Raw genomic sequence first — 21,308 nt, 5'->3', positions numbered from 1 at the left:
AATGAGTGTCTGGTTTGACGTTATTTGTTTAATCATTTTGATTTTGATGAATGGTTTTTTCGCGATGAGCGAAATCTCCATCGTTACTGCCCGCAAGAGCAAGCTGCAGGTTTTGTCCGAGCAGGGCGCTTCCGGGGCAAAACTGGCGCTCAGCCTTTCTGAAAATCCGACGAGAGCGCTTTCGACGATTCAGGTTGGCATCACCTCCATCGGCATTCTCTCAGGTATTGTCGGCGAATCTGCTTTGGTGGATCCGTTCTCTAACTTTATGGTGAGCGTGACCGGCATATCCATGGCGACGGCCAGAGTTGCCTCGATGGTGATTGTCGTCATCCTCATTACTTATTTTTCCATTGTTGTCGGTGAGCTTGTGCCGAAGCGCATCGGTCTTTTAGGCGCGGACGCGATTGCGCGTTTTGTCGCTAAGCCGATCCATTGGCTTTCTCTGATCGCATTGCCTTTTGTGAAACTGCTGTCCTTTTCGACCGAGTTTGTTATGAAGCTGATCGGTACGAAAGAAAACGACCAGAAGATTACGGAAGAAGAAATTCATTCAATGATTGATGAAGGCGGATTGGCCGGCGTGATCGATGCTCAGGAGCACGTCATGGTGAAGAATATTTTCCGCCTGGACGACCGCAGCATTTCTTCTCTGATGATCCCTCGCGGTGAGGTTGAGTACATTGACCTGGACGATTCCAGAGAAGTCAATATGAAGAAGGTTCTGGAATCGAACCACTCAAGGCTTCCGGTCTGCAAGGGCGGTCTCGATGATGTTGTGGGTGTGGTTACCACTCGACAGCTTCTGAAACAGATCGTCTCTGTCGGCAAACCGAATTTTAAGGTTGAGTATGATCCGCCGTTGTACGTGCCGGAGTCACTTACCGGCATGGAGCTTTTGGAGAACTTTAGAGCGAGCGACGCTGCTTTGGCGCTGGTCGTTGATGAATACGGCGCGATTTTAGGTTTGGTGACGCCGCATGATGTTCTGGAAGCGATTGCCGGAGAATTTAAGCCTGAAACGCCGGAAGATGCGCAGATCATTAAAAAGTCAGACACCTGCTATGAAGTTGACGGACTGCTGCCGATTCCGGAGCTCAAGGATTTGCTTGCGCTGCATGAAGTTCCCGAGGAAATGGAGGATCGCTATACGACGGCTGCCGGCATGGTGATTTTCCTTCTGGAAAAACTTCCGCGTCCGGGAGATCGAGTCAGCTGGGGCGGATGGGAGTTTACGGTCCGTCAGATGGACGGCCGAAGACTTGATCGAATTCTCATTACAAAGCTTCCTGAGGCTAAGGAAGAAGAGGAAGAGAGTTAATTTGTTTTCTTAAAGCGCAGATTGCCAAGAAGCGTCAGCCGCTCAGATATTTCGCGAAAAGGCCGGGAATTTCTCGGCTTTTTTCGTACTTGCCGTGAGCGAGGCTAAGGCTGTATTGAATGTGTACGCAATACAGCCGAAGTAGTAGACGACAGGTTGCGCTGCAAAATCGACGGTGTCAGAGCCGGAGCGCGCTTTTGCTTTAAGAAGAAATTGCTGTCCCCACGCACATGCCGAATTATGGAGCGGTGCCGGTGACTTATTTATAACTTCACGCGCTTAACGAGATTATTCTGAGAGGTCCTTACGCAGGTTGGAAGGGCTATCGTCAAAAGGCAGTTTCCATACGGGAGCTGCCTTTGTTTCAATTGCCTCAAAGAAGGCGAGAAAACTCTCCTGCAGGTACTTAATGAAAACGCGGTTGAGCTTATTGCGCCAAGCGGACTGCGTGCAGGCGACATATGTCGGCGCCGGTTCACAGGCCCATCCGGGAAGAACCGGAACCAGCTTTTTCTCAAGGAGCTCATCGATACAGAGAAACAGCGGCATATCCAAGCAGAAGCCATAATCCTCAAGAACAAAATCTTTAATCCCAAGAATGCTTCCGATGACCATAACGTGTTTTTGATCAATTTCGACCGTGCGGTCTGCGCTCCTCATGGTTTTAAAACGGGAGCGGGTTGCGCCGTCAAACTGAAGTGCCTTGAAATTCGTTAAGTCCGACGGGTCGGTCGGCATGCCGAATTTTTTAATATAAGAAGGAGTCGCGACAGGAACATAGATATTTCGGCCGCGAGGCAGGAGCATCAGATCCTTTCCTTCGTGCATCCCGCTGACGCAGGCGATGTCCGCTTTGTACGAGGTCACATCGTTGATGCTGCCGGAACCGGCAATGGTGAAGCTGACATTGGGATAAAGCTTGTTGAAATCCTCCAGAAAGGGTCTCAAATGCCGAGTGGCTACGCCGTGAGAAACCGAAAGACGAATACCGCCTTCAAGCAGACTGTTATTTTTCAGAATTCGGTCAATGGCGTCAGTGTGCTGGTGAATGACCGGTTCAATGATGCTGAGAATTTTCTCGCCTTCCCTCGTGAGCTTAAGCGGCCTTGTTCTTTGGAATAAGCTTTGCCCGACGGTCTTTTCCAACTGGGAAAGATTGCGGGAAACAGTGGAGACCTCGACATCAAGTTCTGCGGCCGTGTAAGAGAAATTACGCGTCCCGCATAAACTCAGAAAGACACGCCAAAGATTCATATCATCAAGTTTGGACATAGGTCGAGGCCCCGAAAAGAAAAAAGTGCGAAAAAGCTTCAGCTCATATCGTCCGATTCTAATCGAGTCGCAGAGATGACTATTGATAATAAGAGGATTTCTCAGTAAAAATCCTACTTAGTAGATTTCTTTGGTGTTTTGAGAGCAAGCGGCAGGAAGTCCTCTTTTTCCGGGCTGAATCGGTACAGTTCTCCCTCGCCGAGATCGTAGTAAAGCGCATGAAGCTTCAGCGATCCTTCTTCGACTTTAGAGGAGATCCAGGGATACGAAAGCAGATTATCCAAGGACAGAAGAACAGCGCCTTCCTCACAATGGCGGGCTCTGACTTCCGGCGGTTCATCATCTGTGAGATCGTCCAGCCGATCCAGAGCCGGCGCAGCGATGCTGACCCACTGCCAAATGTATTTTTCATTGCAGATAGTCTCCGGATGCATCAGTCCGTGGATCCCGCCGCATCTGGAGTGGCCCAGAACGACGATATGCTCGACGCTGAGATGCTTGACGCCGTACTCGATGGCGGCCATGACAGCACTGGGGGAGTCCGCCTGATCCGAGGACGGAATCAGAGCCGCGACATTGCGAATGACAAAAAGTTCACCGGGCTTGCAGTGCAGAAGAATTGCCGGATCAACACGCGAATCACAGCAGGCAACAACCAGTGTTTTGGGATTCTGGGATTTCTCCAGAGACTCGAAATACTCGCGCTCTTTGAGAAAATACTTCTGTTTGAAATTATGAAAGCCTTGGAGAAGCTGGTGAAAGTTATCCATGTCCGTGCAGTTAGGTGAGGATTTGAATAGAAATTCGACAGAGTGTCATTATGGCAAAAGTGAAGCCTCAGACAAAAGAAGCGCCGGACAAAATCCGGCGCGCCAATTTGATTGATTAGATCCGTAACGGACTGCGTTCAGTCTTTATTCGGAGTTGTAAGCTGATCTGATTTCTTCGCGTGCTGTTCGGCGTCATACTCCATTCCTTTGAAGATTCCGAACGAACTTGCCGCGATAAGCGCAGCTCCGAGATATCTGCGGGGACTGCCGTTTTTCAGAACAAGCCTTGCGATAGCAAGCGCCGCAGGAATAAAGACGGTACGGGCAAGCGGGATCGCGACTTTAGGATCTGTAAGTCCCAAAGCCTTTGCCGCTTTCAGCGCGTCCTTTCCTACAGACTGTGCGGCTGTAGCAGGACGGCTACGCATCATCTCAATTTCGTTATGAATCTGAGCGCGCTGCTCGCCGGCGCGTACGGTCAGTTGGGCAAGTCTGCGCGCGACTTCGTCATTTGCCTGCATTATCGGCCTCCTTTGTCTGAACCGTGGCCCCCGCTGCAGGAGCCTCTTCGGGCGTGCCTTGCGAGCGCTTCAGCGCACCCCGGAAAGAGTTCACATCCGCCTGCATAATTTGTTTCGATTCTGCGAATGAATAGGGCAGTGTGGAAGCAAAATTGCGAGCTCGGCCCAGTAAATAGAGGAATATGACCGTGTAAAAGACCGCAAGCGCGCAGGCAACAAATACACGGTGCTCATCCCAGAAAACGACCAGCAGGGCAATTGAAATGAAAACTAAGGAAAACAGTCCGAAAAACCCCGCAAGTATGCCGTAGAAAGCGGCTTTGCCCGCATTGTCTCTGGCGACCGAAAGTTCGATAGAGGCAATCTGCAGACGAGTCGACAGTCCGTCGGCGATCTGGCCGAGCAGCGTATAGAGCCCGGGTGAGGATCTTTCCTGATTTGTTCCGTTAGCCATAATGGCCTCTGCGTGTAAAAGCCAAAATTATTTGCGGGCGATCAGAAGGCCGAGTAGCAGACCGCCGACAGCAGCGATACCGACAGCGCGCCACGGATTGTCATGGACGCAGTCATTGACTTCACCGGCAATCTGCTTGCTTTCCGCGCCGGACTTTTCAAAAAACGTCTTCATGCCGCCGCGAGCACGCAGCAGGCATTTCTTGGCTTTTTCCTGAAGTTCCTTAGCTTCGTCGCCGGTTGTTTCGGCAGCGCGCTGCAGAAGTTCATCAGCCTGCTCAAGGGCGTTATCAACGTTTTCACGTACAACTTCGTTTAAATTGGTGTCCATAAATAAACCTCCAAAAAATCTTTTTCGGCAATGAAAAAAGTCTATCACCTGCTGTGAACCCAGCTGATTACAGCGTCCAATACGGGTACTGATCCGAGGGCGGACGGTCCGTTGACAATAGCCGCGACGGCATAGCGTTTACCGTCTTTGGCCTGCACGTAGCCCGCGACAGAACGGGCGCCAGAGATGTAACCGGTTTTAATGTGCGCGTAACCGTCCGCGGCATGACGCTTGCGCATGGTGCCGTCTACACCGGAGATCGGCATGCTCGACATGTATTCCGGCATCCTCGGTGTGTTCCACATATGCGCCAGCACTGATGCGAGCGCTCCGGCTGAAATTCGCGATTTTCTGGAAAGTCCGCTGCCGTTGTCCAAAGACAGTTCGTCGGCCGGAAGTTTGTTTTCAAGGGCCCAGGCTTTGATTGTTTTCCGGCTTTGCGCCAAAGTCTTCGGCTCTCCGGCTTCCGTCTTGCCTAATTCCAGGAAAAGCTGCCGAGCGGCCGGATTCAGACTGTGTTTATTCATGTCGTAGATGATTTTTGCCAGAGGCTCCGAACTTGTACTGCTCAGTATGTTCATGTCTTTTAAAGAGCTCGAGGCTTTTCCGCTGACAAGTTTGCCCTTCCAGCTTCCGCCCGCTTTCTTCCAAAATTCAGAAAAGAGCAGCGTGAGGTATTCATCCGCACCAAGAGAGGTGTAGAAGAAATCTTTGTTTCCGCAGGAGGCGGGGAAGGAGCCGAGGAATTTCGGTGCTAACGGGTTGGAAAAATCCGGTTTTATCTGTTTGCGCCAAGCGCTGCACGCTTCCTTGCTCAGAGGGATGGTTTTCGGAAGTGCTAAGCCGTTGAGGTGCGGAACGGAGTACAGATAAGCGACGCCTTCTTTCCGATCGGGGCGTATCTGCATAAATAACGCGCGGGAGTTGACAAGCAGCGCGTCGGCTCCTGTGTTGTAAGGACGGTTGCCTTCGCCGTCAAAGGCAAACGGATCGTGCGGCGGAATATCGAATCGGGAACGATCGACAATGATGTTTCCTTCGATACTCTGAATGCCCCTGCTTCGAAGTCCTTCGATCATGTCTCTGAAGTCAGAAAGAGACAGTTCGGGGTTGCCCGAGCCGATGAGGTAGATGTCGCCTTTAAGCACGCCGGCGCTGTTGGGTTCGGTCTGCGACACCATTCGGGTGTGCCAGACTTTGGCCGGTCCGAGCAGTTCAAGCGCCGCAGCCGAGGTCACAATTTTTTCTACGGAAGCGGGCATTCTGGGAACGGACGCATTGATGAATACCGGTTTTTCTTTTGCCGAGAGCGGAATCACCGCCATAGAGAAGTCGGCTGTCGGCACTTTGTATTTGGTCATCGCCTTTTTAATCGGCGCCGGAATCGGAGCAGCTTTTTCGGCTGCGTATGAAACGGACAAGGCCGAAAGAATGGAAATCAGTGCGGCTTTCCGCAGCAATGAGAGGTAAGACTTCATAAAAACAGAACAGACCTGCCTAAGAAATAGACAGGTTAAGGGTTAACGATTACACAATGTTAATAAAAAAGAAATAGCTCTTCTTTAAACCTTCGGATGAAGTTGTTAGTATAAACACCTATTTATCTGAGGGGTTGAAAAATCGATTCGAATCCCAACATAAGGAATATTGAAACACAACTTGTTTGTTTACCAAGAATAGGAGTTTAAAGATGAACATTCGTCCTTTGCATGACCGCGTTATCGTAAAGCGCGTAGATGCCGAAACGCGTACAGCCAGCGGCATTTATCTTCCCGAAGCCGCAGGTGAAAAACCTGATCAGGGTCAGGTTTTGGCTGTCGGTCCCGGTAAGCGCGACGACGCCGGCAAGCTTATTCCGATGGACGTTAAGGTAGGCGACCGTGTTCTCTTCGGCAAGTACTCCGGTCAGACGGTCAAGGTTGACGGAGATGAATATCTCGTGATGCGTGAAGAAGACATCATGGGCGTTCTTGAATAACAGAACTGCCGAACTACGAAAGAATTTAGAAATAGGAGATTTAATAAATGGCTTCTAAGCAGGTTTTATTTGGTGATGACGCCCGCGTACGCATGGTTCGCGGCGTTAATGTTCTCGCTGACGCGGTAAAAGTAACTCTCGGCCCGAAAGGTCGTAATGTTGTGCTTGAACGCGCATTCGGCGGCCCGACAATCACTAAGGACGGTGTTTCCGTCGCTAAGGAAGTTGAGCTGAAGGACAAGTTCGAAAACATGGGCGCTCAGATGGTTAAGGAAGTTGCTTCCAAGACCAGCGACAACGCCGGTGACGGTACAACTACTGCGACCGTTCTTGCTCAGGCGATCGTTGACGAAGGCATGAAGTTTGTTGCCGCCGGCATGAGCCCGATGGATCTGAAACGCGGTATCGATAAGGCTGTCGGTGCTGCAATCGCTGAACTGCACACACTCAGCAAGCCGACAACAACCAGCAAGGAAGTTGCTCAGGTCGGCGCTATTTCCGCTAACTCCGATCATGAAATCGGCGACATCATTGCTCAGGCGATGGAAAAGGTCGGCAAAGAAGGCGTGATCACCGTTGAAGACGGCAAGAGCCTGCAGAATGAACTTGAAGTGGTTGAAGGTATGCAGTTTGACCGCGGCTATCTGTCTCCGTACTTCATCAACAACCCCGACAAACAGGTAGCCCTTCTTGAAAACCCCTACATCCTTCTTGTTGAGAAGAAAGTCAGCAACATCCGCGATCTTCTCCCGATTCTCGAGCAGGTTGCCAAGTCCGGCCGTCCGCTTCTGATTATCGCTGAAGATATCGAAGGCGAAGCGCTTGCTACTCTGGTTGTCAACAGCATCCGCGGCATCCTCAAGACTGTTGCCGTCAAGGCTCCCGGCTTTGGCGACCGTCGCAAGGCAATGCTTGAAGATATCGCCATCCTCACCGGCGGTACAGTCATCAGCTCCGATGTCGGCCTGACTCTTGAAAAGGCCACACTGAACGAACTCGGCTCCGCTAAGAAGGTTGAGGTCAATAAGGAAAGCACCACGATTATTGACGGCGCCGGCAAGGAAGATCAGATCGAAGCCCGCGTAAAACAGATTCGTAAGCAGATGGAAGAAACATCCAGCGATTACGACCGTGAAAAACTTCAGGAACGTGTTGCCAAACTGGCAGGCGGTGTTGCGCTGATCAAGGTTGGTGCTGCAACTGAAGTTGAAATGAAGGAAAAGAAGGCTCGTGTTGAAGATGCTCTGCACGCTACACGTGCTGCTGTTGAAGAAGGCGTCGTCGCCGGCGGCGGTGTCGCGCTGATTCGTGCAAAACAGGCCATTAAGGAACTGAAGGGCGAAAACGCCGAACAGGACGCCGGTATCAAGATCGTTCTGCGCGCTATGGAAGAACCGATGCGTCAGATCGTCCGCAACGCCGGTGACGAACCGAGCGTCGTAGTTGACCGCGTCGCCAACGGCAAGGGCAACTTCGGTTTCAACGCTCAGACCGGTGAATACGGCGACATGATTGAAATGGGTGTTCTTGACCCGACTAAGGTCACACGTACGGCTCTGCAGAATGCGGCTTCTGTTGCCAGCCTGATCCTGACAACCGAATGCATGATCGCAGATCTGCCGGAAGACAAACCTGCTGTTCCTCCGATGGGAATGGGCGGCATGGGCGGAATGCCCGGCATGATGTAATCATCCGCTGATTGATTAGAACGAAAGGCCCTCAGTGAAAGCTGAGGGCCTTTTAGTTTTTTAAGCTTAGAATATTAGGGAAAACATCCAAAACAACAGAGCTCGAACCATGAAGTGGAAATTCGTCCTAGCCCTGCTCACGACGTGTGCGATTCTGATGTCGATGAGCTACACAATGCTTATCCCGTTCCTCCCGATGTATTTAATTCAGGATCTTGGCGTCAAGCAGGCGGATGTGGACATGTGGTCGGGCGCGATCTTCGCGGTGACCTTCCTCGTGAGCGGTATCATGGCGCCGATTTGGGGCGCGCTCGCCGATAAAAAGAGCCGCAAACTGATGGCGATTCGAGCAGGTTTCTGTTTAGCGATTACCTATTTGCTCGGCGGCTTGGTTTCCAATCCGTGGGAACTTTTCGGGGTACGAATTGTTCAGGGGCTTTCCGCGGGTTTGTGGCCGGCGCTTCTTGCGATCATCAGTGCCGAATCTCCCAAACTAAAGCTCGGCTTCTGCATGGGCGTCATGCAGGGCGGCATGACTGCGGGCGGCGTGCTCGGACCTCTGTTCGGCGGCCTGCTTGCGGACCAGTTCGGCATGCGAAGCGCATTTTTTATCGCGGCAGGTGCACTCTTTCTAATCACCCTGGCGCTTGTCTTCTTCATTAAAGAAAAACCGAGAGTTCCGGATCCCGATGCCAAACCGGTTCGTATTTGGGACTTTTCGCTTCTGAAAATTCCTGCAGTGAAGCGCATGCTGATCTGCGCGGGTGTAGTTCAGCTCACCATCCTTCTGCAGCAGCCGGTTATGCCGCTGTACGTCGCAGAACTTCAGGGTTCAATGGACCGCATTGTTCTGGTTTCCGGCATTGTCTTTTCGATTACGGGTGTCTCCGGAGTTCTGGCTTCGCCGGTTTGGGGCATCATGGGACAGAATATCGGCTATCGTCCCGTTCTGTATTTATCTTTGCTGGGCGCGGGCATATTGGGCGTCATACAGATCTTTCCGAACTCTCTTGAATGGTTTACCGGCTGGCGCTTTATCGGCGGTTTGGCCTTTGCGGGAATTTTCCCCGCGATTAACGCGGTTCTTACCGTTTCCACCTCTGCCAATGACAAGGGAAGGGTATTCGGACTGTCTTATCTTGCCCAGCAGCTCGGCGCGGTTTTCGGGCCGATCATCGGCGGGGCGATGGCGGCTTGGTTCTCTTATAAATTTATTATCGGACTTTCGGGCTTTATTCTGCTGCCGCTCGTTCTTTATCTGTATCTGAAAAGACCTGCGAGCAGTGAAGGAAGCGGCACGACACTTACCTAGCAAACGGTTAATTTCGGAATGCGGCCGCTACAATGCATCTCCACATATTCACTATTGAGGAAGAAGACGGATGAAATTCACAGAAATGCTCCAGCAGCGCTGGGATAAGAACAACACTCTTTTATGCGTCGGACTGGATCCGGATCTCAAACGTTTTCCCGATAAATTCGCCTCTTGCCGTCATCCGTACCTTGATTTCTGCTGGGAGATTGTGCAGGCAACCGCCGACACAGTCTGCGCATTTAAGCCGCAGATCGCGTATTTCGCCTCAGTCGGCGCGGAGGATCAGCTCACTGAACTCATCAGACGCATTCACTCCGAATTCTCGGGTATCCCTGTGATTTTGGACGCGAAACGCGGAGATATCGGATCCACTGCCAAGCATTACGCTAAGGAAGCGTTTGAGCGGTTCGGAGCCGACTGCGTGACACTTTCTCCGTACATGGGACGAGACTCGGTCGAGCCGTATCTGGAGTATGAAGACAAAGGCGCATTCATACTTTGCAGGACCAGCAATAAAGGCGGAGACGATCTTCAGATGCTCGACTGCGGCGGAAAGCCACTCTATCACGTCGTTGCGGAAAAAGTTGCCGAATGGAACACAACCGGTCAGCTTGGTTTGGTGATCGGCGCGACCTATCCGAATGAGCTGAAAAGCGTGCGCGCGATCACGCCGGAGTTGAATTTTCTGGTACCGGGTATTGGCGCTCAGGGTGGAGATGTGAACGCGAGCGTCAAAAGCGGTATGAATGCCGAGAAAACCGGCATGATAATCAATTCAAGCCGGGCAATTCTTTATGCGTCTCAGGGCGACGACTTTGCGCAGAAAGCAAGATTTGCCGCACTGAGGACCCGCGACGAAATTAATAAGGCGCGCGGCTAAAGTTCCTTAACCAACGTCTTTGTGGGCAGGCGCCAGAACGGAGCGACCAGCTCTTCCTGCTCACGGAAGAACGCCTGCAGTCTCGGCTGGAACCACTGCAGGAAGATGCGGTGCCGTCTCATGCGCCAGTTGGATTTCGTTGTTACGATAAAGCACTCGACCGGAGGGTGGTACCAGCCGGGGAGAATCGGTATCAGCTGTCCAGAGGCAATTTCTTGGGCACAGTGCAGAAGAGGGAGGTCAACCGCAATTCCGAGGCCGTCCAGAACGGAACGCTTAATCGCGAGAATATTCCCGACGCGCACGACTTTCTGCCATTTTATTTCTGTTTCTTCTTCTCCGTTCGAGAGCGTTTTAGTCGCATGACGGACAGTCCCGTCATAAAGCAGCACGGTATGCTGACTCAGCTCGCTCGGGTGCTGAGGCATACCGTATTTTTCTATGTATTGGGGCGAAGCGACCGGAACATAGACGTTTCTGCCGCGTGAGAATGAAATAAGTCGGGAATCGGTCGGTTTAAAGCTCACGACAGCGATGTCTGCTTTGTACTGAAGCACGTCAGCAAGGTTTCCGCCGCCGACAATATCAAACGAGATTTCCGGATACATGGAATTGAATTCCATCAGCATCGGCATCATGTAGCGTGTCACAAAGCCCGGCGCAAGAGAAAGGCGGATTTTGCCGTCGATTTGCGCGGAGCGCTGCGTCAGCTCGGCAATCATCTCCTGATGAAGCCGAATGACGTGAATCGCGCTCTCATAAGCGGCGCTGCCGACTTCAGTGAGCTGAAGCGGCCGCATATTGCGTTTAATCAGATCCTGCCCCAGAGCCGTTTCAAGCGATGAGACCGCCCGTGAAACGGTAGAAACTTCGACATCAAACTCTGCAGCGGTATCAGAGAAGTTTCTGGTTTTGCAAAGACTGCAAAACATACGCCATGCGCTGAGATCATCCAGTTTTGACATTTACTTTCCTCTAGTTAGGTAAAAGAATGACAAAACATGCAGTTGCGAGCAATCATGATAAATACGCAATTACTTTGCGAATTACGCAAAATTCAATTTCTCTTTTTGCATAGGCTTGTCAAAGAAAAAATTTCAGAATGTAAATAAGAAAATCAAATCAAACCCGGAGAAAACAGAATGTCCCTTAGAGACGAATTTTTCTGGCTTGGAGAAATTAACAAAGCCACGCTTGTTATTAATTCACGCCAGGGTCTTCTTCCCATGCCGATCGCGCTGGAAGCCGCCAAGGCTTTGTGCGAAGTACTTGCAGACGGGGAGGCCGATCCGACAAAACGCGCAAAGACATATATCACCTTTGAGCCGCTGATGCTGAAGAAAGCCGGTCCTGAGATCACTTTGATGCATGCCGGCCGTTCAAGTCAGGATATGCACGCGACTTACAGATCGGCTCTTCTGAGAGATCACGTTCTTGAAGTCTATAACGCGCTCGACACTGTCAAAGAAACACTGACAGCGCTTGCTGACAAGAACCGCGAAACAGTGGTTCCAAACTACACCAACGGTGTTGCCGCTCAGCCCAACAGCCTTGCGCATTATTTCCTTGCGTTCCTCGCCGGATTCAATCGTGACGCAGAAAAGATGAGACAGTTCTACGCACGCCTTGACCGCTGCCCGATGGGAAGCACGGTGCTCAACGGCACCTGCTGGCCGCTTGACCGTAAAGCGATGGCTGAACGTCTTGGCTTTGCCGCTGTCGCGGAAAACGCTTATGACGCGACACAGGTTGGTCAGAGCGATCTGCCCTGCGAATTCGCTTCTATCCTTGCGGGCATCTGCCTGCACATCAATGTCTTCCTTGAAGACCTGATGGTTCAGTATGCTCAGGCTCGTCCCTGGATGCTGCTTCAGGAAGGCGGAGACAACACTTACGTTTCTTCCGCGATGCCGCAGAAACGCAATCCGGGTCTGGTCAACAACTGCAGAACCGAAGCTTCAAGCGTTATCGGTGAAGCTCAGGCTGAAATTTTCCGCGCTCATAACCTGCAGAGCGGCATGATTGACCCGAAGACACAGGGTCACAACGGTGCACTTGCTCAGCATGCGGTTAAGACGCTCACGATGTTCAACCGTGTCCTTAACGCTCTGGTCATCAACAAAGACCGCGCTCTGGAAGAGCTGAACAGTGACTGGACCGCCAGTCAGGAAGTTGCCGACCGTCTGATGAAAGAGTACGGCGTGCCCTTCCGCATCGGTCACCACGTCGCGAGCAAGATGGTGGGCTACGCGAGAGCCCACAACATTCTTCCGCTTCAGTTCCCGCATGAAAAGATGCGTGAAATCTACCGCGAAGTTATTGAAACCGAATATCCGGAAGGCAATCCCGAACTTCCGATGAGTGAACAGGAGTTCAAGGATGCGTTAAATCCTGTCTCTATCGTTCACAACAGAAAGACTTTAGGCGGTCCGCAGCCTGAAGAGCTCCAGCGCATGCTTGCCGAACAAGCAGCCGAAAACAAGCTCAGCAGCGACTGGGCGGAGCAAAAATCCCAAGCTATTGCAACAAGCCTCTCAAATCTGGATCAAGAATTTAACAAACTAGGAGAATAAACATGACTGCCTTACTCCCTTGGTTCGCCCTAGTAGTGACACTGCTAGCAGGCTGGGCTATTATTAAACGAATGTCGACCTCAATGGTTCTGCTTTTTGCAGGTCTCGCGATGATTGGTTTCGCTGTTGTCTGCGGCGTTACCGGTTTCCTTCCCAAAGGTGTCAAACCGTCGGGCTTCGTCCTTTTCGACATTTTTGACCTGCTTCGCTCGATCGCGACCAAACAGGTTTCCGGCATCGGCTTCCTGATTATGGTTGCCGGCGGCTACGCTGCCTACATGGACCGCATCGGCGCTGCCCGTGCTCTGGTTAAGGTCTGCGTCAAACCGCTTAACGCGCTGTCCTCTCCGTACCTCGTTCTGGTTATGGGTTACTTCATCGGCCAGTGTCTGGTTACCGTGATTCCAAGTGCTGCCGGCCTGGCGATGCTTCTCCTGGTTGCGCTCTTCCCGATTCTTACTGGTGTCGGCTGCTCGCCGGCTGCCGCATCTGCTGTCATCGGCACATCCGCCGGTATGACCTTAGGGCCGGCCGCGGGTACTGCAAACCTTGCAGCTAAAGTTGCTGATCTTGATCCGATCATTTACTTCGTTCAATGCCAGCTTCCCGTTGCGATTCCGACTCTGATTGTTGTTGCTATCTGCCACTATTTTGTTCAGAAGTACTACGACAAGAAGAACGACGACGTCTATACTGAAGCCATCCTGACTAAGAAAGACGACGATCGCCATGTTCCCGCTTGGTATGCGATTCTTCCGGCTCTGCCCATCTTCCTGATGATTATCTTCAGCAAGCTGGTTTATTCCGCTGTCAAACTGAACACGATCTCCGCTCTCCTTCTGGTTTGGGTTTTCGCAATCCTTGTAGAACTTATCCGTCGTCGCGATGTTAAGGCAGTCCTTGCTGACGGTGCCTTCATCTTCAAAGCCATGGGCGGTATGTTTGCATCCATCGTCGCGCTGATCATCTGTGCCGAATTCTTCGCTACAGGTCTGAAAGTGACAGGTCTGATCGGTGCTCTGATTGCTCACGCTCAGAACCTTGGTCTCGGCGCCAATGGTATGACAGCTGTTCTGACTGCTGTTGTCGGTATCGTGACATTCCTCACAGGTTCCGGTGTCGGCGCGTTCTCGAGCTTCGCTGCTCTCGGACCTGAAGTTGCCGGCGGCTTAGGCGGAACAGTCTCTGCCTTCGTTACTCCGATGCAGTTCGCTTCCGGCATGCTTCGCGCCATGTCTCCGGTTGCAGGCGTTATCATCGCGGTTGCCGGTGCTGCCGGTGTCTCCCCGATGGCTATCGTACGCCGCACATGGATCCCGATGATCGCCGGCATGATCACCGTCATGATCGCCGACTTCGTCTTCCTGAGCTAACTCCGTTACTCCAAGGCCCCGTAAGGGGCCTAAATTAAATAAGGATCGAACTATGAAGAAACTTTTAATCTCTGCGCTTTTCCTGGCAGCTGCCTCAATGAGCGTTAACGCGCTGGAAACGGATGTTAAGCCGACAGTCACCGACATTAAAAATCACAATCCTAAAACCGGCTTAATCGTCGGAAACTCCTACAGCTTCTACAACTGCGGCGTTCACGGCTATCTGCGCGGTCTGACCAGAGAAGATAAACGCGATTGGAAAGCCAGAATCATTACGATCAGTTCCGGCAGACTTTCCTATCATGACGTTCCGCAGTACATGGGTCCGCACGAGATGGATCCGTACGCAAAATTTGATGATAAGAAAGAGCTGATCAACCCGATGTTTGACGTCGTTGTCCTGCAGGGCATGTCGTCCGAACCGATCGCTGCTAAGAGCATCCCCACTTTCAAGAAGTATCTGAAGGAACATGTTGAGACCATTAAAGCGAAAGGCGCAGAACCGATCGTTGTCGTGACATGGGCCCGTCAGGACAAGCCGGAAGACACAAAGCGTCTTGCCGATTCCATCATTTCCGAAGCGAACGCCAACGGCGCAATCGCTCTGCCTGTCGGACTTGCTTTTGCTGAAAGTCTGAAGCGCCGCCCCGATCTTCTGATGCATCAGAAGGATAAGAGCCATCCGACAGCTGCCGGTTCTTACCTGTACGGCGCAATGCTCTACGGTCTTCTGTTCAAGAAGAGCCCGGTGGGCATGAAGTATCCCGGCGAATGCGAAAAGCCGCTCAAGCCTGAAGACGCAAAGCACCTGCAGCAGGTTGCTTGGGACGTTCTGACAGAGTTCTACGGCTGGAAAAAATAAGGAATCCCCTTAAAAATTAACTCCTCCTAACGAGTTTCGGTCTTTAGGCGCAAGTCTAAAGACCGTTTTTTAATGCGCATTGGGGAAGATCGACGGTATCAGGCAGGGAAGTCTTTTTTGCAAGCGAGAGGTGAACAAGGCTCATTGCAGTTGAAGGCCAGATGAGGGAGAGCCACTTCGGAGGTTCCTTGTGAAAAACAGCGTCGTAATCTTTCAGCGCGCTTCTAAGGCCTTTTTTGCTGTTGTCTGAAGTGTATCCGTTCTGCTGCAGCATTCTTGTCAGCATTTCATTGAAATCCAAACCGGAAGAGATGCGATTTGCAAAGCCGGCTTCATCAAGTTCCTGCATATTTAATTCCTCACAAGAGAATCACATCATAAAAGAAAGCCTCCGCAAAAAGCGGAGGCCGGACCTAGTTTGAACGTTTAGGCGTGATTACTGCTGCTGAGCCGGAGCATTCTGCGCAGGCGCTGTGTTTTGCTGAATCGGAGCCTGCGGAGCAACTGTCTGCGGCACCATCATCATGCCGCCCATCATCGGGACCTGAATCATAGGAATTGCGTCAGGCGGCATCGGAGCTGACTGAGCCGCGGCAGGAGCCTGGGGCATAGGCTGTGTCAGTGGAGCAGGCTGAACCTGAGGCATGGGCTGAACCTGAGGTGCAGCTTGTTCCGGAGCAGGAGTCTGCGCCTGCGGCATAGACGGTGTTATCGGTGCTGCCTGAACCGGAGCGGCGGGCGCAGCGGCATTAGGAACATGGTGAGCGGCCTCACTCGGCAGCTGCATCAGCACGCCAAGCTGGCCGGAAATATAGCCTAAGGCGATCAGAGACTGATCTCTTGACATCGGAATGCCGTACTGCTGTGCTCGATTCATTAGGAAATTTGAGGCGCTGTTAATTTCAGCCTGATCGACCGGAAATTCACCAAACTTCATCTGTCCCATAGATGCGAGCTTTGCAATCGTAGACGTAGCAGGATAAAGCGTAATAGGCGCTTCTTGAGCGTTTACGGAGAAGGTCATAGTAAGAGCCGCGGCGCAAAGGCAAGCGGCTGTAAGTTTTCTAAAAGACATACAATCCTCCATATCAGATGGTACGGACTGTACTCCGTAGAAACCCTAACGCAATAGACCGGACGTCGAATTTACCCAAAGTGATATTGCAAATTTATAAAAATCAATTAGATGGAAGTTTATCTAAAGCCCCAATCACAATGTTTTTTGTAAGCAATTCCGGCAAAACCGTCGTTTTTCCGTCAGGTGAGTAGAGGATATAAAGAGGGACTCCGCTTCGGCCGAAACTTTCGAGCGCCTGTGTGATATCCGGGTTTTGATTGGTCCAATCGGCAACGAGAAAGACGACGCCGTGCTGTTTAAAGGCTTCGCGAATGTCCTCACGATCGAGTACAGCAATCTTGTTTGCCTGGCACGTGACGCACCAGGAGGCAGTAAAGTCCACGAAAACAGGTTTGCCTGCTTCCAGAGCGTTTTCGACTGCCTGAGGCGACCAGGCGTCTGCGGCCTGAACCGCGGCATCGGGCTGCCTAAAGAGCGAAGAGGATGCGGCTGCAAAGAGAAGTACGGCGCAGGCAGCGCTCAGAACGATCGGCAGTTTGGCCGTTAAAAGTGAGAACTGCAGTTTTCCATACAGGAAAAGACAGACGCAAAGAGAGATGACGGCCGCGATGTACAGCACAAGCGCAGTGAAGCTGACCTGCTGGGAGAGAACCCACAAAAGCCAGATCATCGTCAGAAGCATCGGGATCGCCATCAGCTTTCTGAAGACGTTCATCCATGCGCCCGGTTTCGGCATCCAGGCGGTAAGCACCGGGAAGAGAGAAAGCACAAGCCAAGGCAGGCTCATGCCAAGCCCAAGCGCAAGGAATACAAAAATAGATTCCCGGATCGAAGCGGTAAGCGCGTAACCGAGCGCAGCGCCCATGAAAGGAGCGGTACAGGGAGAGGCTGCGACAACCGCCAGAACGCCGGTCGCGAAACAGTTCAATAAAGAGTTGGAGTAACTTCCGCCGCTGACGCGGACGCCAGAAAATTCAAACCAGCCGAGCAGATTGACGCTAATGGCCGCAAAAATCACGGCAAGCGAAGCGACAAAGATCGGAGACTGCAGCTGGAAGCCCCAGCCGACAGAAATACCGGCGCTCTTGACCGCAATGAGTACGCCCGCAAGAACCAGCATGGTGAGCAGAACACCGAGTGTGAAAACCACGCCGTGAAGCGGCAGATTGATGCGCTGACGATCCTGTACCAGACTGAGAATTTTGAGCGAGAGTACCGGAAAGACGCACGGCATGACGTTAAGGATCAGACCGCCGATAAAAGCCATGGCGACTGCGAGCCAAGAAGAAAGGCCGGTCTGCAGGGTGTCGTCTGAAACAGTAGGGGCGGCAACCGTACCGCTTTCAAGAGGGACGGAAAAAGATCCGGCCCAGCCGCCTTTTCGGGGACCTCCGTCGGCAGCGAACACGCCGGAGAATTGAGAACCGGCTTTGAGCTCATCCGTACCTTGAAGCGTCACGGAGATTTTGTCAGCAGAGCGGGATACGGACTGCGGAGCGCCGTATACAACAGAGTCGTCGCCCTCGGCGAAGACATAAAAATGATGAAACGGTTCTGTGGATTTGAAAGTTACGCGCACCGCATGCGTCTTGGGGTCGAAAACGCCGGAGGCGTCTGAGAGAGGGCTCGGCATTGCGGTATGAGACGCCTCAAAGAGCGTGCTTGCCTTTGTTGCACCGCCGTCTTTGTCCGCGACCTGAACGGCAAGCGTCAGACTCGCTTTGCCGGGAACACACTGGTCTGCACACATCAGCCACGAAACTTCGGCTTTAATGTCCTGAACGGAACCGACTTTTGCGCTTGCGGGAACAGAGATACGGACCGGCAGAAGCACTTCATCGCCGTAGCCGTAATTGACGAGATCGCCGATCTTAAAGACGGCAGGTGTCGGCCAAAGAATCTCAGAGGCGTTCCATCCCTGCGGGAGCGACCATTGAATTCGGGTAGGAAGTCCGGTGTCGCCGGTGCTCTTCCAATAAGTGTGCCATTTGCTGTCATGCCTGAGTAAAAGGCCGATTTCGAATTCTGTGCCCGGAACGGCGTCGTGAAAACGACTGACCAGTTCGGCCTGAACGGGCTCCGGTTTTTTCCACGGCTGGGCCTGAACGCTCAGACCAATGAAGAAAAGGGATAAAAACAGAAGTCTAAGGAGGCGAAGAAATGACATACAAAAGACAGGAAGCCGCGGGGCGGGGCCCCGCGGAGAGTGTGAGATTAACCGTGGACGCGCTTGACTTCAGCAAAGGCTTTGTCAGCGGCCTCAAGTGTGCGGGCAATGACGGAATCGTCATGCGTAATGGAGACAAATCCAGCCTCGTAGATGCTCGGGGCTAAATAAACTCCGTTATCAAGCATGGCGTGGAAGAACGTTTTGAAGCGTTCGCCGTCGCATTCCATCACTTCTTTAAAGGAAGTGGGGCAGGAGCCGCGGAAATAAATACCAAACATGCCGCCCATGCTCTGAGCAGAGAACTGCACGCCGTGTTTTTTGGCGGCTTCGCCGAGACCGCGGACTAACTTGGCTGCCTGAGCGGAAAGGCGCTTGTAGAAGTCAGGAGCCTGAATTTCCTTGAGAGTTGCAAGACCGCAGGCAACCGCGACCGGGTTTCCGGAGAGAGTTCCTGCCTGATAGACGGCGCCGAGCGGAGCGACACAGTTCATGATGTCACGTTTGCCGCCGAAAGCCGCGACGGGCATACCGCCGCCGATGACTTTGCCAAACATAGTGATGTCCGGATCAATACCGTAAACTGACTGAGCGCCTCCCAGCGCGACTCGGAAACCGGTCATGACTTCGTCAACGATAAGAACCGCGCCGTGCTTAGCGGTCTCTTCACGCATCGCGTTGAGGAATTCCTGCGTGGCGGGAACCATGTTCATGTTGCCGGCAACGGCTTCGACAATCACGCAGGCGATTTCGTCGCCCTGCTTGTCAAAGAGTTCTCGAATCATCTGCGGATTGTTGTATTCGAGGACGATGGTGTCGTTTGTGACGGCTTCAGGCACGCCGGCTGAGCTCGGAGTGCCGAAGGTGAGCTGACCGGATCCGCCCTTAACCAGTAAAGAGTCGCTATGGCCGTGGTAGCAGCCTTCGAATTTCACGATCTTATTTCTGCCGGTGTAGCCGCGGGCGAGACGAATCGCGCTCATACCGGCTTCCGTGCCGGAAGAAACCAAACGAACTTCCTCAATGGAAGGAATCAGTTTTTTAATTTCTTCAGCGATCAGGACTTCGGCCTTGGTCGGTGCGCCGAAACTTAAACCGTTATCGACGGCGTGTTTGACGGCTTCAATTACCTTAGGATTGTTATGACCGAGAATCATGGGGCCCCAAGAGCCGATGTAGTCGATATAACGTTTGCCTTCAATGTCAAACATATGCGGTCCGAGCGCCTTTTCAATAAAACGCGGCGCGCCGCCAACCGAACGGAATGCGCGAACAGGTGAGTTCACGCCGCCGGGAATTGATTCTTGGGCTCTGTCAAAAAGAACCTCGTTCTGGTCCATAACGCTTCTCCAGTGCATTGATTAAATAAAAAATAGCGTCCTTGTGTGGACGCTATCCTAAATGAAAAAGATAAAGATATCCTTAAAAAAAATCTTTAGAAGGCCAGACCGACCGCAATTTTGAATGTCGCGGGCGAGGGCCTCATTGAGTAGGAAGAATCCGCCGTGTGTGTTTCATAGCGCGGGAACGCTAAGTCCACACCGCCGGTGATATGCAGGTTCTTAGTGATAGCGTAAGTGCCGCCCGCCTGCACCACGGGAGAGAAATCTCCTTTGTGGTAGCTGGTTCCTGCTTCAAATTTAGAACCCTGAAGTCGGAAATAGCCGGCGCCGATGCCCGCATAGAGCTTGACGGAATCGGAAGCCTGCATATGGTACTGAGCGGTGAGCTGGTAGCCTCTGAGCTTGAAGCTGCCGATTTGGCGTCCCTGAGAGCGCACCTTTTGCTCTGCCGACTGTGTAATGCCGAAGTCGAGTGCCCAATGCGGCGTTACAAAGAATCTGATACCGCCGCTGTAGGCGCCTTCGGAAGTGGTTGTCGCGTTATGCGGCATTCCCTTCATGTCGTTTTTCTGATAGCCGCCGCCCGCATAAATCAGGAAACGGTTGGAGAACAGATTGTTGCTCGAGAAATCCAGACTCTTGTTTCCCTTGGTGTCGGTCGCGTAGTTGGCAAAGAAAAAAAAGATGTTGCTGAACGGAACATACGTGCCGTAGATAGAAAAAGCGTCGGTACCGAAACCGAGGAGCGGCAGCGGGGCCGGGAACGGGATCCACTTATAGTCACCGCGGGCGGTAATGCCGAGAGTGTAGCCGGCTTCAGCGTAGAAGTCCGAATTTCCGAGCCGCCATCTTGAGAGCCATCCGTAACCGAGGAACGGCTCGATATTGCTGTGCGAATCGGAAAACGCCATCGCGTAAACAATTCTGCGGTTGCCGCGATCATCAATGAAATTCCGTGTGACGCCGCCGCCCCAGGTATAGCCGTTTTCGTTGCGGCGTTTTGGTGTCTTATAGGCCCAGCCCGGGTGAATGGTATAGGCAGGCAGAATGAGGCCATCGGTGCCTTCAAAGAAGATCTTCTTAAATCCGCTCCAGCTGTCCGAGACGTAGCTGTCGGTTCTGTCCTCTGCTGACAGGGCGCCCGCAGGGAGCGTATCCAGAATCGCGTCCCAGGCAGAACGGTCTGCAGCGCCTGCGGGAAAAACTACACCCGCCAATAAAGCGCCGAAAAGATAGTTAGAAATTTTATTTTTCAGTTCAGGCATTTAGTAATGCAGTTATTTATGGGGTCACAAGCTTTGATAATTCTAATAAAAAAAAGCGTATCAACTCGTTTTTTCAGCCGATGGAAAGCATTTTGAGTGTTTATTTATTGACAAACCG

General features: G+C 52.2%; 20 protein-coding genes. 8 read left to right on the top strand and 12 right to left on the bottom strand.

Translation table 11 applies throughout. The annotated features are described in order from the left end of the window. Position 1: 1 nt before the first annotated feature. A complete protein-coding gene (locus AC6I1F_RS10385; protein WP_160334581.1) occupies positions 2 to 1,321 on the top strand; it encodes a hemolysin family protein in 1,320 nt (439 codons plus the stop codon). Positions 1,322 to 1,609: 288 nt separating this feature from the next. Here AC6I1F_RS10385 and AC6I1F_RS10380 read toward each other — a convergent pair whose 3' ends face one another. The 6 genes from AC6I1F_RS10380 to dacB form a co-directional block, all read right to left on the bottom strand. Continuing rightward, positions 1,610 to 2,593, bottom strand: a complete 984-nt coding sequence (locus tag AC6I1F_RS10380) for a LysR family transcriptional regulator (RefSeq protein WP_160334582.1) — start codon at positions 2,591 to 2,593, stop codon at positions 1,610 to 1,612. A 113-nt stretch (positions 2,594 to 2,706) separates the two neighbouring features. After that, positions 2,707 to 3,363, bottom strand: coding sequence for a carbonic anhydrase (locus AC6I1F_RS10375; protein ID WP_160334583.1), 657 nt, complete (start codon positions 3,361 to 3,363; stop codon positions 2,707 to 2,709). A 137-nt stretch (positions 3,364 to 3,500) separates the two neighbouring features. Next, positions 3,501 to 3,884 (bottom strand): hypothetical protein, encoded by a 384-nt coding sequence (locus tag AC6I1F_RS10370; protein ID WP_160334584.1) that lies wholly within the window; start codon positions 3,882 to 3,884, stop codon positions 3,501 to 3,503. Continuing rightward, on the bottom strand, positions 3,871 to 4,338 hold the full coding sequence (locus AC6I1F_RS10365) for a phage holin family protein (RefSeq protein ID WP_251452863.1): 468 nt from the start codon (positions 4,336 to 4,338) through the stop codon (positions 3,871 to 3,873). The genes AC6I1F_RS10370 and AC6I1F_RS10365 overlap by 14 nt, the downstream gene beginning before the upstream one ends. A 27-nt stretch (positions 4,339 to 4,365) precedes the next feature. Beyond that, positions 4,366 to 4,668, bottom strand: a complete 303-nt coding sequence (locus AC6I1F_RS10360; protein WP_160334586.1) for an ElaB/YgaM/YqjD family protein — start codon at positions 4,666 to 4,668, stop codon at positions 4,366 to 4,368. A gap of 44 nt (positions 4,669 to 4,712) precedes the next feature. Beyond that, entirely contained in the window at positions 4,713 to 6,146 is a 1,434-nt protein-coding gene (gene dacB, locus AC6I1F_RS10355) for a D-alanyl-D-alanine carboxypeptidase/D-alanyl-D-alanine endopeptidase (protein ID WP_160334587.1), read from the bottom strand. A gap of 212 nt (positions 6,147 to 6,358) precedes the next feature. Here dacB and AC6I1F_RS10350 point away from each other — a divergent pair, with 212 nt between their 5' ends. The 4 genes from AC6I1F_RS10350 to pyrF all read left to right on the top strand — a co-directional run bounded on the left by AC6I1F_RS10350 (position 6,359) and on the right by pyrF (position 10,529). Continuing rightward, positions 6,359 to 6,646 carry a co-chaperone GroES gene (locus AC6I1F_RS10350; RefSeq protein ID WP_160334588.1) on the top strand — a complete coding sequence of 96 codons (288 nt, stop codon included), beginning with the start codon at positions 6,359 to 6,361 and terminating at the stop codon, positions 6,644 to 6,646. Between the two features lie 47 nt (positions 6,647 to 6,693). Beyond that, entirely contained in the window at positions 6,694 to 8,334 is a 1,641-nt protein-coding gene (gene groL / locus AC6I1F_RS10345; RefSeq protein WP_160334589.1) for a chaperonin GroEL, read from the top strand. A gap of 109 nt (positions 8,335 to 8,443) precedes the next feature. Further along, positions 8,444 to 9,646: an MFS transporter gene (locus AC6I1F_RS10340; protein WP_289077013.1), complete on the top strand. Its 1,203-nt coding sequence runs from the start codon at positions 8,444 to 8,446 to the stop codon at positions 9,644 to 9,646. 70 nt (positions 9,647 to 9,716) lie between these two features. After that, positions 9,717 to 10,529, top strand: a complete 813-nt coding sequence (gene pyrF / locus AC6I1F_RS10335; RefSeq protein ID WP_289077014.1) for an orotidine-5'-phosphate decarboxylase — start codon at positions 9,717 to 9,719, stop codon at positions 10,527 to 10,529. Here the strand turns inward: pyrF and AC6I1F_RS10330 are convergent. Further along, the gene (locus AC6I1F_RS10330) at positions 10,526 to 11,494 is read right to left on the bottom strand and encodes a LysR family transcriptional regulator (protein ID WP_289077015.1); all 969 of its coding nucleotides are present in this window, start codon (positions 11,492 to 11,494) and stop codon (positions 10,526 to 10,528) included. The genes pyrF and AC6I1F_RS10330 overlap by 4 nt on opposite strands. Before the next feature lie 177 nt (positions 11,495 to 11,671). Here AC6I1F_RS10330 and AC6I1F_RS10325 point away from each other — a divergent pair, with 177 nt between their 5' ends. From AC6I1F_RS10325 to AC6I1F_RS10315, 3 genes are read left to right on the top strand one after another with little or no spacing between them, the layout of a single operon-like run. Continuing rightward, positions 11,672 to 13,102, top strand: coding sequence for a lyase family protein (locus AC6I1F_RS10325; RefSeq protein WP_251569851.1), 1,431 nt, complete (start codon positions 11,672 to 11,674; stop codon positions 13,100 to 13,102). Between the two features lie 2 nt (positions 13,103 to 13,104). After that, complete coding sequence (gene dcuC, locus AC6I1F_RS10320) at positions 13,105 to 14,475, top strand: C4-dicarboxylate transporter DcuC (protein WP_160334594.1); 1,371 nt, start codon at positions 13,105 to 13,107, stop codon at positions 14,473 to 14,475. Between the two features lie 52 nt (positions 14,476 to 14,527). Next, positions 14,528 to 15,337, top strand: coding sequence for an SGNH/GDSL hydrolase family protein (locus AC6I1F_RS10315; RefSeq protein ID WP_160334595.1), 810 nt, complete (start codon positions 14,528 to 14,530; stop codon positions 15,335 to 15,337). Positions 15,338 to 15,392: 55 nt separating this feature from the next. Here the strand turns inward: AC6I1F_RS10315 and AC6I1F_RS10310 are convergent, their stop codons facing one another. The 5 genes from AC6I1F_RS10310 to AC6I1F_RS10290 all read right to left on the bottom strand — a co-directional run bounded on the left by AC6I1F_RS10310 (position 15,393) and on the right by AC6I1F_RS10290 (position 21,190). Next, positions 15,393 to 15,686, bottom strand: a complete 294-nt coding sequence (locus AC6I1F_RS10310; protein ID WP_160334596.1) for a hypothetical protein — start codon at positions 15,684 to 15,686, stop codon at positions 15,393 to 15,395. Positions 15,687 to 15,773: 87 nt separating this feature from the next. Beyond that, on the bottom strand, positions 15,774 to 16,412 hold the full coding sequence (locus tag AC6I1F_RS10305; RefSeq protein WP_290432625.1) for a serine/threonine protein kinase: 639 nt from the start codon (positions 16,410 to 16,412) through the stop codon (positions 15,774 to 15,776). A gap of 103 nt (positions 16,413 to 16,515) precedes the next feature. Next, positions 16,516 to 18,582, bottom strand: coding sequence for a protein-disulfide reductase DsbD family protein (locus AC6I1F_RS10300; protein WP_251569849.1), 2,067 nt, complete (start codon positions 18,580 to 18,582; stop codon positions 16,516 to 16,518). Between the two features lie 47 nt (positions 18,583 to 18,629). Continuing rightward, positions 18,630 to 19,922, bottom strand: coding sequence for a glutamate-1-semialdehyde 2,1-aminomutase (gene hemL, locus AC6I1F_RS10295; protein ID WP_251569848.1), 1,293 nt, complete (start codon positions 19,920 to 19,922; stop codon positions 18,630 to 18,632). 95 nt (positions 19,923 to 20,017) lie between these two features. Continuing rightward, a complete protein-coding gene (locus tag AC6I1F_RS10290; RefSeq protein ID WP_497801777.1) occupies positions 20,018 to 21,190 on the bottom strand; it encodes an outer membrane beta-barrel protein in 1,173 nt (390 codons plus the stop codon). Positions 21,191 to 21,308 lie beyond the last annotated feature (118 nt).

Source organism: Parasutterella sp. St.1A3 (genome assembly GCF_059728705.1).
The sequence above is the reverse complement of the archived record's forward strand: the minus strand, read 5'-3'. Positions and strand labels throughout refer to the sequence as shown.